Annotated in this window: 14 protein-coding genes; 5 read left to right on the forward strand and 9 right to left on the reverse strand. The window is 70.9% G+C overall.

Annotated features, from left to right (window positions below):
- The 3 genes from ABD437_RS26945 to rimO all read right to left on the reverse strand — a co-directional run.
- Positions 1 to 202 (reverse strand): CinA family protein (locus ABD437_RS26945; protein ID WP_344651708.1); only part of this gene is annotated, 202 nt, incomplete at its 3' end.
- Positions 199 to 783 carry a CDP-diacylglycerol--glycerol-3-phosphate 3-phosphatidyltransferase gene (gene pgsA / locus ABD437_RS26950; RefSeq protein ID WP_344651709.1) on the reverse strand — a complete coding sequence of 195 codons (585 nt, stop codon included), beginning with the start codon at positions 781 to 783 and terminating at the stop codon, positions 199 to 201. The genes ABD437_RS26945 and pgsA, both read right to left, overlap by 4 nt.
- Before the next feature lie 29 nt (positions 784 to 812).
- Positions 813 to 2,309, reverse strand: a complete 1,497-nt coding sequence (gene rimO / locus ABD437_RS26955; RefSeq protein WP_344651710.1) for a 30S ribosomal protein S12 methylthiotransferase RimO — start codon at positions 2,307 to 2,309, stop codon at positions 813 to 815.
- A 243-nt stretch (positions 2,310 to 2,552) separates the two neighbouring features.
- On the opposite strand from rimO, the gene ABD437_RS26960 reads away from it, so the two are divergent.
- Complete coding sequence (locus ABD437_RS26960) at positions 2,553 to 3,545, forward strand: helix-turn-helix domain-containing protein (protein WP_344651754.1); 993 nt, start codon at positions 2,553 to 2,555, stop codon at positions 3,543 to 3,545.
- On the opposite strand, the gene ABD437_RS26965 is transcribed toward ABD437_RS26960, so the two are convergent.
- A complete protein-coding gene (locus tag ABD437_RS26965; protein WP_344651711.1) occupies positions 3,507 to 4,154 on the reverse strand; it encodes an HAD family hydrolase in 648 nt (215 codons plus the stop codon). The two genes, ABD437_RS26960 and ABD437_RS26965, sit on opposite strands and share 39 nt — an antisense overlap.
- A 441-nt stretch (positions 4,155 to 4,595) precedes the next feature.
- Here ABD437_RS26965 and ABD437_RS26970 point away from each other — a divergent pair, with 441 nt between their 5' ends.
- A complete protein-coding gene (locus tag ABD437_RS26970; RefSeq protein WP_344651712.1) occupies positions 4,596 to 5,147 on the forward strand; it encodes a peptide deformylase in 552 nt (183 codons plus the stop codon).
- On the opposite strand, the gene ABD437_RS26975 is transcribed toward ABD437_RS26970, so the two are convergent.
- Positions 5,126 to 5,848, reverse strand: coding sequence for a hypothetical protein (locus tag ABD437_RS26975; protein WP_344651713.1), 723 nt, complete (start codon positions 5,846 to 5,848; stop codon positions 5,126 to 5,128). The two genes, ABD437_RS26970 and ABD437_RS26975, sit on opposite strands and share 22 nt — an antisense overlap.
- Before the next feature lie 54 nt (positions 5,849 to 5,902).
- On the opposite strand from ABD437_RS26975, the gene ABD437_RS26980 reads away from it, so the two are divergent.
- Positions 5,903 to 6,025: a hypothetical protein gene (locus tag ABD437_RS26980; RefSeq protein WP_344651714.1), complete on the forward strand. Its 123-nt coding sequence runs from the start codon at positions 5,903 to 5,905 to the stop codon at positions 6,023 to 6,025.
- A gap of 392 nt (positions 6,026 to 6,417) precedes the next feature.
- The gene (locus ABD437_RS26985; protein ID WP_344651715.1) at positions 6,418 to 7,074 is read left to right on the forward strand and encodes a hypothetical protein; all 657 of its coding nucleotides are present in this window, start codon (positions 6,418 to 6,420) and stop codon (positions 7,072 to 7,074) included.
- A gap of 3 nt (positions 7,075 to 7,077) precedes the next feature.
- Here the strand turns inward: ABD437_RS26985 and ABD437_RS26990 are convergent, their stop codons facing one another.
- Positions 7,078 to 9,639, reverse strand: a complete 2,562-nt coding sequence (locus ABD437_RS26990) for an FtsK/SpoIIIE family DNA translocase (protein WP_344651716.1) — start codon at positions 9,637 to 9,639, stop codon at positions 7,078 to 7,080.
- Positions 9,640 to 9,786: 147 nt separating this feature from the next.
- Here ABD437_RS26990 and ABD437_RS26995 point away from each other — a divergent pair, with 147 nt between their 5' ends.
- The gene (locus tag ABD437_RS26995; RefSeq protein ID WP_344651717.1) at positions 9,787 to 9,936 is read left to right on the forward strand and encodes a hypothetical protein; all 150 of its coding nucleotides are present in this window, start codon (positions 9,787 to 9,789) and stop codon (positions 9,934 to 9,936) included.
- A 162-nt stretch (positions 9,937 to 10,098) separates the two neighbouring features.
- Here the strand turns inward: ABD437_RS26995 and ABD437_RS27000 are convergent, their stop codons facing one another.
- The 3 genes from ABD437_RS27000 to thyX are packed head-to-tail and all read right to left on the reverse strand — an operon-like array spanning position 10,099 to position 13,531.
- Positions 10,099 to 11,817: a ribonuclease J gene (locus tag ABD437_RS27000; protein WP_344651718.1), complete on the reverse strand. Its 1,719-nt coding sequence runs from the start codon at positions 11,815 to 11,817 to the stop codon at positions 10,099 to 10,101.
- A complete protein-coding gene (dapA, locus tag ABD437_RS27005; RefSeq protein WP_344651719.1) occupies positions 11,817 to 12,728 on the reverse strand; it encodes a 4-hydroxy-tetrahydrodipicolinate synthase in 912 nt (303 codons plus the stop codon). The genes ABD437_RS27000 and dapA overlap by 1 nt, the downstream gene beginning before the upstream one ends.
- A 44-nt stretch (positions 12,729 to 12,772) precedes the next feature.
- Entirely contained in the window at positions 12,773 to 13,531 is a 759-nt protein-coding gene (gene thyX, locus ABD437_RS27010; RefSeq protein ID WP_344651720.1) for an FAD-dependent thymidylate synthase, read from the reverse strand.
- Positions 13,532 to 13,553: the final 22 nt, after the last annotated feature.

Genomic DNA, 13,553 nt, shown 5'->3' on the forward strand with positions numbered 1-13,553 from the left:
CGAGCAGCGCTTCGTCGACGCCGACGAGCGTCGCCTTGAGATCGGTGGCGTACGCGACGATGCCGCCGCGGAACACCCGGGACGCGCCCGGCACGTCGACCAGGTGCGCGGCGAGCAGCCCGCCGGTGAGCGACTCCGCGGTCGCCAGCGTCTGCCCCCGTGCGCGCAGCGCGGCGAGGACCTCGGCCGCCGTGGGCGTCACCGCTCCCGCCCGGTGCGGCGCAGCGTCAGCGCGCGGACGACGTAGTCCGCTCCGGTCACGACGGTCGCGAGCACCGCCGCTCCCATCACGACGGACCCGGCGACCTCGATCGGGTCGGGCACCGGGCAGAGGTACCAGATGATCGCGATGATCTGGAGCAGCGTCTTGAGCTTGCCGCCGCGGCTGGCCGCGATCACGCCGTGGCGCATCACCCAGAACCGCAGCGCGGTGACGCCGAGCTCGCGGACGATGATCACCACCGTGACCCACCAGGGCAGCAGGTCGTAGGCCGAGAGCCCGATCAGCGCCGCACCGGTGAGCGCCTTGTCGGCGATCGGGTCGGCGACCGCGCCGAACGGCGTCACCAGGTCGTGGGCGCGGGCGATGCGGCCGTCCCAGTAGTCGGTGATCGACGCGATCGCGAACAGCGCCGCCGACGTCCACAACCACCCGGTGTGCGTGCCGTCCGAGACGATCAACGCGGCGACGAACACCGGCACGAGCACGATCCGCAGCGCGGTGAGCACGTTCGCCGCGTTCAGCAGGGGCGCCTGCTTCTTGGGGACGTCCTCGGAGGGCATTGGCGACTCAGCGCCGGCCGCCACGCCGCTCATCCGCCAGAGCCGACGGGCGAGGGGGCCCGCTCGAGGAGCGCGGGGTCGACACCGACCCGGTCGACGACGCCGAGCACCTCGGCGTCCAGATCGACGCCGAGACTGCCGGTGACCCGGGCACGCACGAGATCGCCGACGGCGAGACGGCCGAGCACCGGACACTCGCCGGAGAGCGTCACCGAGCCGTCGACCTCGGGGGCCTGGTGCTCGCCGCGCCCCTCGGCGACACCGTCGTCGTCCACCGACTCGACCAGCACCTCGACGATCGTGCCGTGGCGTTCCTCGGCGCGCTGCGCGGTGAGCTCCTCGGCGAGCCGCGAGATCCGGTCGAACCGGCGGTCGATCGTGTCGCGGCGCACCTTGCCGGTGAGCGTCGCGGCCTCGGTGCCCTCCTCGTCGGAGTACCCGAACACGCCGATCGCGTCGAGGCGCGCCGCGGTGAGGAACCGGGCCAGCTCGGCGACGTCGGCCTTGGTCTCGCCGGGGAACCCGACGATGAAGTTCGACCGCACGCCCGCCTCGGGCGCGAGCTCGCGTGCGGTGGCCAGCAGCTCCAGGAACCGCTCGGTGGAGCCGAAGCGGCGCATCCGGCGCAGCACCGGCTCGCTGGAGTGCTGGAACGAGAGGTCGAAGTAGGGAACGACACCCGGCGTCCCGGCGATGACCTTGATCAGCGACGGCCGGGTCTCGGCGGGCTGCAGGTAGGACACCCGGACCCGGACGATGCCGGGCACCGCCGCCAGCTCGGGCAGCAGGGCCTCCAGCAGCCGGGGGTCGCCGAGGTCCTTGCCGTACGACGAGGAGTTCTCGCTGACCAGGACGACCTCGCGGACACCCTGCGAAGCCAGCCACCTGGCTTCCTCGACGATCTCGGTGGGGCGCCGGGAGACGAACGCGCCGCGGAAGGACGGGATCGCGCAGAACGCGCACCGCCGGTCGCAACCGCTGGCCAGTTTCAGCGGGGCGACCGGGCCGCCCTCCAGGCGGCGGCGCAGCACCCGGGGGCCGGACGCCGGGGCCACGCCGTCCGGCAGGGCCGCGTGCCCGGGGACGGCGACCGGCGCGGACGACCGCTCGACCGGGCTGATCGGCAGCAGCGTGCGCCGGTCCCGCGGGGTGTGGGCGCTGAGCTCCTCGCCCGCGAGCACCCGGCCGAGCCGGTCGGAGATCGACTCGTAGTCGTCGAAGCCGAGCACGGCGTCGGCCTCCGGCAGCGCCGTGGCCAGCTCGTTGCCGTACCGCTCGGCCATGCACCCGGCCGCGACGACCTTGGCGCCGCTGTCGGACGCGGCGAGCAGCGTGTCGACCGAGTCTTTCTTGGCTTGCTCGACGAACCCGCAGGTGTTGACGAGGACGACGTCGGCATCCGAGGCGTCGACCAGTTCCCAGCCGTCACCGGCCAAACGGCCGGCGAGCTCTTCGGAGTCGACCTCGTTGCGCGCGCAGCCCAGCGTGACGAGAGCGACACGACGGTCGCCGGCATTCCGAGGCATGCGGCGAGCCTACCGGCCGATGCTGGGTTCGCCCGCCGGACCGGGACTCCGCACCCGGGTCCGCACCAGCCCGAAGGGGGCGAAGGTGACAGATTCGACGGGATGAATTGCCTTAAACCGGATACACGTCGCCGCCTGACGCTCGTACGGCTTACAGTGTGTGGAGTAAGTCCACGCACTCAGTGAGGTGCGCACATGGACCATGACGTCACGACTACCCCGGTGACGCAGGTGACAGCGGCGATGGATGCGTTTCGCACGGAGCTGACGAGGCGCCGTGTCGATGCCGGTTTATCGAAGAAGGCGCTCGCGCGACGGATGTCTTTCGACCCGTCGTACGTCAGCCACATCGAGAGCGGGCGTCATCGCCCCACCGAGGACTTCGCGCGCCGCGCGGACGACGTCCTCGGGCTCGGCGGGCGGCTGTGGGCGCTCTGGCGTGAGTACGACCGCACCCGGCAGAACGCGGCCGCGGGCGCGGCCGTGCCGGTCTCGGTCACCGCCGATCCGTCCTCCGATCTCGTGGTCGAGCGCGAAGAGGCCTCTTTGCGGTTCGACGGCCGGGACTACGTGATGACGATCCGCCGTCACCTGCACAACGTGGGCAGCAAACCGGTGACGCTGTACTGGATCAAGATCAGCAGCGACGACCAGTCCGAAGAGCCGCTCACCTGGGACACGATCGACCTGCGCGCGGTGTGCGAGGGCGAGCCGATGGACTGGCGGGTGACGAACGACCAGCCGTTCGCCAAGCAGGTCTGGCTCCAGTTCCGCAACGGCGACTACGAGTTCCCGCTCTACCCGGGCGCGCGCACCTGGATCGAGTACTCGTACACGGTGCCGGAGAGCATCTGGGGCCGCTGGTTCCAGCGCGCGATCAGGCTGCCCACCCGGTACCTCTCGGTGCGGCTCACGTTCCCGGCTCACCTCGAGCCCCGGGTGTGGGGCACCGAGACCTCGATGACCGCCGACGGATCGCCGCTCGGCGTCACCCCGCAGGTGACGCACACGCCCGAGGGCGAGGTCGAGTGGTTCTGGGAGGTGCCGCAGCCCCAGCTGAACGCGCGGTACCGGCTGCTCTGGCAGTTCCAGAACGGGCCGGGCGCCGGGCTGCGGTCCGGGCGGGCGACCGATCGGGCCGAGCGGTCGGAGCGCGGCGAGCGCTCCGACCACTCCGGAAGATCAGCCACCCGACGCTCAACCCTGAACCGGCGACGGCCGGCCGTGCTGCAGTGATCGCAGGAGGTCGAGGTCGACCTCCGCGATCCCGCCGACGGTGAGGCACTCGTCCGACACCGGTGTCACCACGACGACCCGGCAGCCGGCGGCCAGCGCACTGGCCACGCCGATCGCCGAGTCCTCGACGACCGCGCACTCGCCCGGCGCGACACCCAGTTGCCCGGCCGCGCGCAGGTAGGGCTCCGCTTCGGGCTTGGGCCTCACCACGTCGTCACCGGAGACGATGACGTCGAACCGGTGCCGGTCGGCCTCGGCCAGCGCCGCGTCCACGTGCTCCCGGCTCGACGAGGTCACCAGCCCGGTCAGCAGACCGGAGTGCCGGACCGTGCGGACGAGTTCGCGCGCGCCCTCGAACCAGCGTGGCGGCGTCACGCTCAGGAGCGTCAGCACCCGGTTGTGCACCCAGCGGAGGTTGTCGGGAAGGTCGTCGTCGGGCAGACCCAGCTCCTCGTGGGCGATCACCATCGCCTCGGCGGCGGCGAGCCCGATGCTGCGGTCGAAGAACTCGGCCGGCAGCCGCCCGCCGTAGGCGGTGGCTAACTCGGTCATGGCCTGGTCCCAGACACCGTCACTCGCGACCAGCGTGCCGTCCATGTCGAACAGCACCGCCCGCAGGGGTAACGGGTTGTCTTCTTGTGGGCTCTCATCACTTCCCGGCAAGTGCGACACACCCCAGAGTGAGTTGACTCCGGGCGAGTCGCAATCGATCCGGCGTCCGCTACGGATGAGTGAGCATGAGAATCACACCTCGCGATCAGCGATTCAGCGGCGTTTTCCTCCCATGTGGACCCAGGCCACGGCGGGACGGCGCGCGCTGATCGCGCCCGCTAGTGTGTCGAAGTCTCATGAGTCTCTGCTGCCCCATGAGAATCATTCTTCTCGGCGAACCGGGCCGCCCGGGAGCCCTTACCGCCCCGCCTGATGCCGTGGAGCCCTCCGGAAATGTCGCTACCCCCTGCTGTCCCCGTCACCGACTCCCCCGGCGGCGGCTCGGGTTCGTCCGCCTCCCGCCCGGCGGCCGTGCCCGCCGGCCCGTCGAGCGCCCTCATGCGGCAGCTGGGGATCGCGCAGCTCGGTGAGGAGCCGATGCTCCGGTCGACCGCGCGGCCGTTCGTGCTCCCGGCCGAGGCCGGCGAGGCCCGGGCCGTGGTCCGGGCGCTGCACGAGCGCCTCGTCGCGATCCGGAAGGTGCACACGTTCACCAAGGGGACCGGGCTCGCCGCGCCGCAGATCCGGATCGACCGCCGGGCCACCGTGGTGATCGATCCGGACGGTCAGCGCATCGAGCTGGTCAACCCGTGGGTGGTCGACGAGTCGCCGGAGGTCGACGAGCCGAAGTACGAGGGGTGCCTGAGCTTCTTCGACGCCCGGGGCCGGCTGGCACGCCCGCTGCGCATCACGGTCGAGCACCAGGGGTACGACGGTTCGCCCCGGGTCAGCGTCTTCACCGAGAGCGTCGCCCGGCTCGTCATGCACGAGATCGACCATCTCGACGGGACGCTCTACGCGGACCGGATGGACGTCACCGAGAAGCTGATCGCGGCCAGCGACTACCGCGGCACCGGGCACCGCTGGGACTACGGGAGCTCCGGTGGGTGAGCCGACCCGTCCGGCAGCAGCGGGGTGACACCGGCCAGCGTCGGCACCAGAAGGTAGGTGCCGAGCACGATCCGCTCCCAGTCGCCCAGGTCGACGCCCGAGCGCTCGGCCGCCCGGGACACGGCCGGCCAGGACACCTCGTCGCCGGCGCTCAGCCGGGTGAGGCAGTCGTGCAGCTCGGTCGACCGGCCGGCCCGGGCGAGCACCTGCTCGACGGTGCCCGACAGCGACAGGTCACGCAGCTCCTGGCCGGCCTCGAGCTCGTGCGCCAACGCGAACGCCTCACCCCAGGCGTCCGCGCCGTCGGCCAGCGCCGTGTAGAGCGCGCTCCGCTCCTCCGCCGGGCAGCAGATCCCGATCTCGCGGATCAGGTCGGCCGGCTCGTCCGCGCTGTGCACCAGGTTGAGCTGCTGGTTCAGGGTGCCGAGCGCGTGCCGCAGCTGACCGGGGCGGCAGCGGAGCGGATCCGACCCGCCTTTGGCCCGGGTGAGTTCCGTACACGCCCATTCCGTGGATTCATCGGTGACACGGAGCACCAGGACCAGTGAATCGGTGGCCGACATGTAGCGGTCGGCCATTTCCCGGCGATCGCGCGTCGCGGTGTTCCACTGGTATTGCCACAATGCGCGGACCGCCCAGCGGTTCACCCGGAACCGGCGCGCGTGCACCACTTCCCACCGCTGCGCGGAAAGCCATTTCAACGCTGCACTCAATTGACGCCTGACCACGGCGTCCGGCTTGAGCAGGAGAAAAGCGTGACGACCGGCTATTTCGGCGGCGCGGGAATTGCAGACACCGGCCAGGTCTTCCCAGGAATCCCGGAAATAGGTGTCGACGGAATAGAGCTGTTGCTTGACGGCCGAACGGGTGAGAAGTGACGGAACGCGTTCAGGCGGAAAGACGTTCTCGGGGAGAAATACCGATCGGTGCGGAGCGGCCACTAGATTCCTCCAGGCGGTAGGCGTGCCGATCCCGGCCGAGCCTCGTCGCGCCGACGCACGGCGCCAGCCTCACACACCGGATCGGTCTCCGCGCTGTCCGTCAATGTATCCGGTCACCGAGTCCCGATCCCAGCGGTGGATACTGCCGTGACGAATGGTCACGCCAGTTCCTGCCGTCGATCTTATTCGTCGCGCCCAGCGCACGAATCATCGCGATACGTCGAGGTATCCGGGCAGGTGATCGAGGGCACCCGAGAGGGTCATTGCGCGAGTGCGGACGACGGGTATTTTGTAGGCGCGCAATTGAACGATCCAGAAAGGCGCGTTGGGTGACCGAGTCCAGAATTCCGCTTTCACTCGTCGACCTGGTATCCGTCCGGGGCGTCGGCTGCACCGGCGTTACACAGATGGCCATCGAGGTGTTGAAGAAACTCACCGACGAGCCGGACCGGATCACCGAAAGCGTGCATTTCCTGCGCCGGGAATTGAGTGGATACGCCAGCCTTTGGCACCTGGAACGGGCGCTCGCGTCCGGCGCTCCGGCGGCGACGCTGGAGGCCTTCGGCGACCGCCTGGAACTCGACGCCCGTACCGCGATCGAGACCGCGCACGCGCTGCTGCGCGAGCGCCCCGGTGGGTTCGTCACGGCACCGAGCAGCAGCCTGACCCGGCGCGTGCTCGCCGCGCTGGGGGTGGACGCCGCCAACGTGGTCGGCAGCACCGGCCTGTGCGGGGCCGACGCCGTCGGACCCACCGACATCCTCAACATCGTCAGCACGCGTGAGCTGGCCCGGCGCCTGCCCACGGTGGTCGTCACCACACCGGACCGGCTAGTGCCCGGTGGTGTCTTCGAGACGCTGGGGTCGCCGCTGTTCGAGCGCATCCCGCTGTCGATGTTCGAGGCCGTCGTCATCGGTGGCGACGTGCTGACCCCGGCCGAGGCCGGCGCCAGGGCGGCGGCGCTGGCGGCCGCGCACCCGGCGTAGCACTCACTCCGCGGGGGCGCCCCCGCGGAGCACGACGAGCACCGAATCGAGCTCGTCCGGCTTCACCAGCACGTCCCGGGCCTTGGACCCCTCGGACGGCCCGACGACGCCACGCGACTCCATCAGGTCCATCAGGCGCCCGGCCTTCGCGAACCCGACACGCAGCTTGCGCTGGAGCATCGAGGTGGACCCGAACTGCGTCGTCACGACCAGCTCCACCGCCTGGCAGAGCAGGTCGAGGTCGTCGCCGATGTCCTCGTCGATGTCCTTCTTGGTCGCGACCGGCGCAGTGACGTCCTGGCGGAACTCCGCCTCGCGCTGCTCCTTGCAGAACTTCACGACCGCCGCGGTCTCGCCCTCGTTGACCCAGGCGCCCTGCACACGGAGCGGCTTGGAGGCGCCCATCGGCAGGAACAGCCCGTCGCCGCGGCCGACCAGCTTCTCGGCGCCGGGCTGGTCGATGATCACCCGCGAGTCCGCCAGCGACGACGTCGAGAACGCCAGCCGCGACGGCACGTTGGCCTTGATCAGACCGGTCACGACGTCGACCGAGGGCCGCTGGGTGGCCAGCACCAGGTGGATGCCGGCCGCACGCGCCAACTGCGTGATGCGTACGATCGCGTCCTCGACGTCGCGCGGGGCGACCATCATCAGGTCGGCGAGCTCGTCGACGATCACCAGCAGGTACGGGTAGGGCTTGTAGACCCGCTCGCTGCCCGGAGGGGCGACGATCTTTCCCGACTTCACCCGCTTGTTGAAGTCGTCGACGTGGCGCACGCCGGACGCCGCGAGGTCCTCGTAACGCATGTCCATCTCGCGCACGACCCACTGCAGGGCGTCCGCGGCCTTCTTGGCGTTCGTGATGATCGGCGTGACCAGGTGCGGGATGCCCTCGTAGAGCGTCAGCTCCACCCGCTTGGGGTCGATCAGCACCATCCGCACCTCGTCCGGCGTCGCCCGGGTCAGGATGCTGGTGATCAGGCAGTTGACGAAGCTCGACTTACCGGAACCGGTCGCACCGGCCACCAGCAGGTGGGGCATCTTCGCGAGGTTCGTGACGACGAACCCGCCCTCGATGTCCTTGCCCAGGCCGATCAGCATCGGATGCTCGTCGCTGGTGGCGGCGTGGCTGCGCAGCACGTCACCGAGGGACACGTTCTCCCGGTCGGTGTTCGGGATCTCCACCCCGACCGCGGACTTCCCCGGGATCGGGCTGATGATCCGGACGTCCGGCGACTTGACCGCGTACGCGATGTTGCGTGAGAGCTGCGTGATGCGCTCCACCTTCACCGCCGGGCCGAGCTCGATCTCGTAGCGCGTCACCGTCGGGCCGCGGGTGAAGCCGGTGACGGCCGCGTCCACGTCGAACTGTTCGAACACGCCGGTCAGGGCCGAGATCACGGTGTCGTTGGCGCGGCTGCGCGTCTTCGCCGGCGGGCCGGCCGCGAGCAGGTCGGGCGGCGGCAGCCGGTAGTCGCCCTCGGTCGCGGTCAGCGCGAGCTGCTCCGAGCGCGTCGGCGCCGGGGAGTGCTCCGGCGCGGCCTTGGGCGGCGTGGCCGGGATGTCGGAAGGCTTCGGGCGCCGCTCCCCGGGACGGGGACCGGGCACACCGCCCGCGGGCACACTGTCCGGACCGGACCGCCGGATGGCGCCGGTCTCCTCCGGGTCGCCCACCGGCCCGTTGTCCGGCACGACCTCCTCGGCCGTGCGGCGACGACGCCGGGGCTTCGGCGGCGCGACCGCGTCCTCGACCACCTCCAGGCCGGCCTCGTCGTACTCGACGTCGGGCTGGATCGTCGGGACCCGGCCCTGGGTGAGGCCCCAGAGCTGGTCGAGACGGGCCGGGATGGCGGCGATCGGCGTCGCGGTGACGACGAGCACGCCGAAGATCACGACCAGGATCAGGATCGGGATCGCAACCCAGGCGGTGACCGCGGCGACCAGCGGCCCGGCCGAGAACCGGCCGATCACGCCGCCGGCGTGCGTCCAGGTGTCGGGGTTCGCGGCGTCACCGGCTCCGAGGTGGAACAGGCCGAGTAAACCGATCGTCAGCGCCGACCATCCGACCAGCATGCGACCCCGGTGCTCGGGGTCGGCCGGGGTCCGCATCATGCGGACGGCCGCGGCTCCGAACAGGATCGGCAGCGCGACGGCGGCCGACCCGACGAGCCAGCGGACGCCGATGCGGATGCCCTCACCGGTGGGGCCACCGGCGTCGAACCAGAGCGCGGCGGCCGCGACGATCGCGAGCGCGAGGACGAACAGCCCGGCACCGTCACGCCGGTGCTCCGGCGGAAGATCGCGTGCCGACGACGCCTGCCGCCCCGCCGCTCGCACTCCCCCGCCGACGCCCCGCGCGACCAGCAGCCACGCGTTGACGAGGACCTGGCCGGGGCCAGGTACGCGGGACGGGGCCGCTTTCGCCCGCGCGGCGGGGCGCTTGGCGCCCGTCGCCTTCCGGGGCGTCGCCTTGGCCGCGGTGGCCTTGCGTGCGGCCGTCTTGCGCGGGGCAGCCTTCTTCGCGGGTCCCTTCGATCCGGACACACGTGAACCACCACCAGCCATGGTGATGACCGTATCGTGCCGACACTCGTCTCTCACGCAAGCGCGCCGGGGAGCGACACGCCGCGACAGTGGGTGTCGGAACGATTACGGCTTGCCGGGACGTTGTTCCCTGGAAGAGGACCGTCCGCCACCAGGGAGGCAGAACCGATGGCGTCGATCATGAACCGGATCCGTGCGTTCGCACGCACCCCGAAGGGACAGCAGCTGATCAGCCAGGCTCAGCGGGAACTGTCCAAGCCCTCCAACCAGCAGAAGCTGCGCAAGCTCTCCAGCCGGTTGAAGGGCCGCCGCTACTAGGCCCTGTCCTGTGAGTCTCGCTCGCAGCGAGGCACCGCTCAGGCGTCGTCAGGCAAGGCGGAGGCCTTTCCCGATACCGCTGTTGTATCGGGGAAGGCCTCCAACGCGGCCTGGCGGCGGCTGAGCGGAGCCGCAGCCGAGCACGGACTTGCAGGACAGGGCCTAGACCTCGAGCACCGTCGGGACGATCATGGGGCGGCGCCGGTAGGTGTCGCTGACCCAGCGCCCGACCGTGCGCCGCACGGTCTGCTGGAGCTGCCGCGGTTCGATGACCCCATCGGCCGCGGCAGAGTTCAGCGCCTGCTCGATGAGCGGGAGCACCGGGTCGAACGCCGACGGGTCGTCGGCGAAGCCCCGGGCGGCGACGAACGGGCCACCGACGACCTTGCCGGTGGCCTCGTCGACCACCACGGTGACCGCGATGAACCCCTCGTCGCCGAGGATGCGCCGCTCGGTGAGCGCGGTCTCGCCGACGTCACCGACGGCCAGACCGTCCACGTAGACGTAGTGCGTGTCGATGTGGCCGGTGATGCGTGCCCGGCCGTTCACCAGGTCGATCACGTCGCCGTCGGCGGCGAGCACGATGCGGTCGGCCGGCACACCGGTCTGCGCGCCGAGACGGGCGTTGGCCTGCAGGTGGCGCCACTCGCCGTGCACCGGCATGTAGTTGCGCGGCTTCACCGCGTTGAGCAGGAAGAGCAGCTCACCGGCCGGGGCGTGCCCGGACACGTGCACCTTCGCGACTTCCTTGTGGATCACGTTCGCGCCCCACCGGGCGAGCCCGTTGATGACCCGGTACACCGCGCTCTCGTTGCCCGGGACCAGCGACGAGGCCAGGATGACCGTGTCGCCCGGCTCGACCGTGATGTGCCGGTGGTCGCGCGAGGCCATGCGGCCGAGAGCGCTCATCGGCTCGCCCTGGGAGCCGGTCGACATGAAGACGACCTTCTCCGGCGGGAGGTTCGCGGCGTCGTCGAGCGAGACGACCAGCCCCTCCGGGATCTTGAGCAGCTTCAGATCGCGGGCCACGCCCATGTTGCGCACCATCGAGCGGCCGACGAACGCCACCCGGCGCCCGTGGGCCCGCGCGGCGTCGAGAACCTGCTGCACCCGGTGCACGTGCGAGGCGAAGCTCGCGACGACGATCTTGCGCTTCGCCGACCGGAACAGGTCGTCGAGCACCGGCCCGATCTCCCGCTCGGAGGTGACGAAACCCGGCACCTCGGCGTTCGTCGAGTCGGCCAGCAGCAGGTCGACGCCCTCACGCCCGATGCGGTGGAAGCCGCCCAGGTCGGTGAGCCGGCCGTCGAGCGGCAGCTGGTCCATCTTGAAGTCGCCGGTGTGCAGCACGGTGCCGGCCGCCGTGCGGATGGCCACCGCCAGCGCGTCCGGGATCGAGTGGTTGACCGCGAAGAACTCGCAGCCGAACGGGCCGAGCTGCTCGGCCTGCCCCTCGCGCACGGTGAGGCTGTAGGGCTCGATGCGGTGCTCACGCAGCTTCGCCTCGATCAGCGCGAGCGTGAAGCGGGAGCCGACCAGCGGGATGTCGGGCTTGAGGCGCAGCAGGTACGGCACACCGCCGATGTGGTCCTCGTGCCCGTGGGTGAGCACGATCGCCTCGATGTCGTCCAGGCGGTCGGCGATCGGCGTGAAGTCGGGCAGGATCAGGTCGACGCCCGGCTGGTCGGCCTCGGGGAACAACACCCCGCAGTCGACGACGAGCAGGCGGCCCTCGGCCTCGAACACCGTCATGTTGCGGCCGATCGCGCCCAGACCACCGAGTGGCAGCACACGCAGGCCCCCGGCCGGGAGCGGTGGGGGCGGTCCGAGTACCGCCGGTGCCACCGGCTGCCCCTTCTTGCTGCCCGGCGGGTTGGTCATTAGCTCTCCTTGCTGTTCAGGTCCACTCCGCCGCGCGCGAGATCGTCCCGGAGCACGGCGATCTGCTCCGGGGTCGCGTCGACCAGCGGAGACCGCACCGAACCGCCGGGCAGGCCCAGCAGGTTGTACGCGGCCTTGGTGAGAATCGCTGCCTGGGTGCGGAAGACGCCGATGTCGACCGGCAGCATGCCCTGGTGCAGGGCGGTGGCTTCGGCGACGTCGCCACGCTCGAACGCGTCGATCATCGCGCGGATGCGCGGCGCGACCAGGTGCCCGGTGACGCTGACGACACCGACCGCGCCGACCGACAGCAGCGGCAGCGTGAGGATGTCGTCGCCGCTGTACCAGGCCAGGTCGGAGTTCGCGATCACCTCGGCGCTGGCGGCCAGATCACCCTTGGCGTCCTTGACCGCGACGACCCGCGGGTGCTGCGCGAGCTCGATCAGCGTCTCGGTGGCGAACGCCACCCCGGTGCGGTGCGGGATGTCGTAGAGCATGATCGGCAGGCCGGTGGCGTCCCCGAGGGTGCGCACGTGCCGGGCCAGCCCCGCCTGCGGCGGCTTGTTGTAGTACGGCGAAACAATGAGGACGCCGTGCGCGCCGGCCTTCTCGGCGGTGCGCACGAGCTCGAGCGAGTGCTGGGTGTCGTTGTTGCCCGCACCGGCCACGATCGTCGCCCGGTCGCCGACGGCCTCGATGACCGCGCGCAGCACCGACTCCTTCTCGGCGTCGGTCATCGTGGGGGCTTCGCCGGTGGTGCCGTTCACGATCAGACCGTCGTTGCCGGCCACGTCGACCAGGTGCTCGGCCACGGCCTGCGCGCCCTCGACGTCGAGCGACCCGTCCGCCGCGAACGGCGTGACCATGGCGGTGAGAACGCGGCCGAACGGCCGCCGTGGATCGGCACTCATGCTGCTCACGCTACCGTCCCGGCGGCCATGACGCGTCGGCGGACTCAGCCCTCGGTGACCAAGGGACTGGTGGCTACCTCAGTGCCGTCCGGCAGTGCCGTGATCGTGAAGTCGGCGAACGCGTTCGCCGCGATCCGCTGCAGTTCACGCAGGCACGCCACGGCCAGCGCGCGGATCTCGACGTCGGCGTGCTCGGTGGCACGCATCGCCACGAAGTGCCGCCACGCACGGTAGTTACCGGTGACGACGATGCGCGTCTCGGTGGCGTTCGGGAGGACGCTGCGCGCGGCCTGGCGGGCCTGCTTGCGCGCCAGCGTGCGGTTGGTGGCGCCCTCCTCGGCGAACTTCTTCTCCAGGCCCTCGAGCAGCTCGGTGTAGGCGGCGACACTGGCCTCGGCGGCCTTGGTGAACGCGGCGTGCAGCTCGGGGTCCTCGGCGATGATCTCCGGCTCGACCATGGCCGCGTCGCGCTCGGGCACGTACCGCTGGGAGAGCTGGCTGTAGCTGAAGTGCCGGTGGCGGATCAGCTCGTGGGTGAGCGAGCGGGAGACACCGGTGAGGTAGAACGTGACGCTGCCGTGCTCGAGCACCGAGAGGTGGCCGACGTCGAGGATGTGCCGGAGGTAGCCGGCGTTCGTCGCGGTGGCCGGGTTCGGCTTGCTCCACGACTGGTAACACGCACGGCCGGCGAACTCGGCGAGCGCCTCACCGCCCTCGGCGTCGGTCGACCAGTCGACGTCGGCCGGGGGTTCGAAGTGCGTCCAAGCGATCGCGCGGACAGACAGCGGCACGATCTCGGCCACGATTGCTCCTTGCTGTTTACCG

This window comes from Cryptosporangium japonicum (genome assembly GCF_039524755.1).
Classification (GTDB): Bacteria; Actinomycetota; Actinomycetes; order Mycobacteriales; family Cryptosporangiaceae; genus Cryptosporangium; species Cryptosporangium japonicum.

Coding starts and splice junctions, on each gene's coding strand:
- dapA (WP_344651719.1), bottom strand. CDS start 12,728: ATGAGTGCCGATCCACGGCGGCCGTTCGGCCGCGTTCTCACCGCCATG.
- ABD437_RS26970 (WP_344651712.1), top strand. CDS start 4,596: ATGCGGCAGCTGGGGATCGCGCAGCTCGGTGAGGAGCCGATGCTCCGG.
- ABD437_RS26990 (WP_344651716.1), bottom strand. CDS start 9,639: ATGGCTGGTGGTGGTTCACGTGTGTCCGGATCGAAGGGACCCGCGAAG.
- ABD437_RS27000 (WP_344651718.1), bottom strand. CDS start 11,817: ATGACCAACCCGCCGGGCAGCAAGAAGGGGCAGCCGGTGGCACCGGCG.
- ABD437_RS26960 (WP_344651754.1), top strand. CDS start 2,553: ATGGATGCGTTTCGCACGGAGCTGACGAGGCGCCGTGTCGATGCCGGT.
- pgsA (WP_344651709.1), bottom strand. CDS start 783: ATGCCCTCCGAGGACGTCCCCAAGAAGCAGGCGCCCCTGCTGAACGCG.
- rimO (WP_344651710.1), bottom strand. CDS start 2,309: ATGCCTCGGAATGCCGGCGACCGTCGTGTCGCTCTCGTCACGCTGGGC.
- ABD437_RS26995 (WP_344651717.1), top strand. CDS start 9,787: ATGGCGTCGATCATGAACCGGATCCGTGCGTTCGCACGCACCCCGAAG.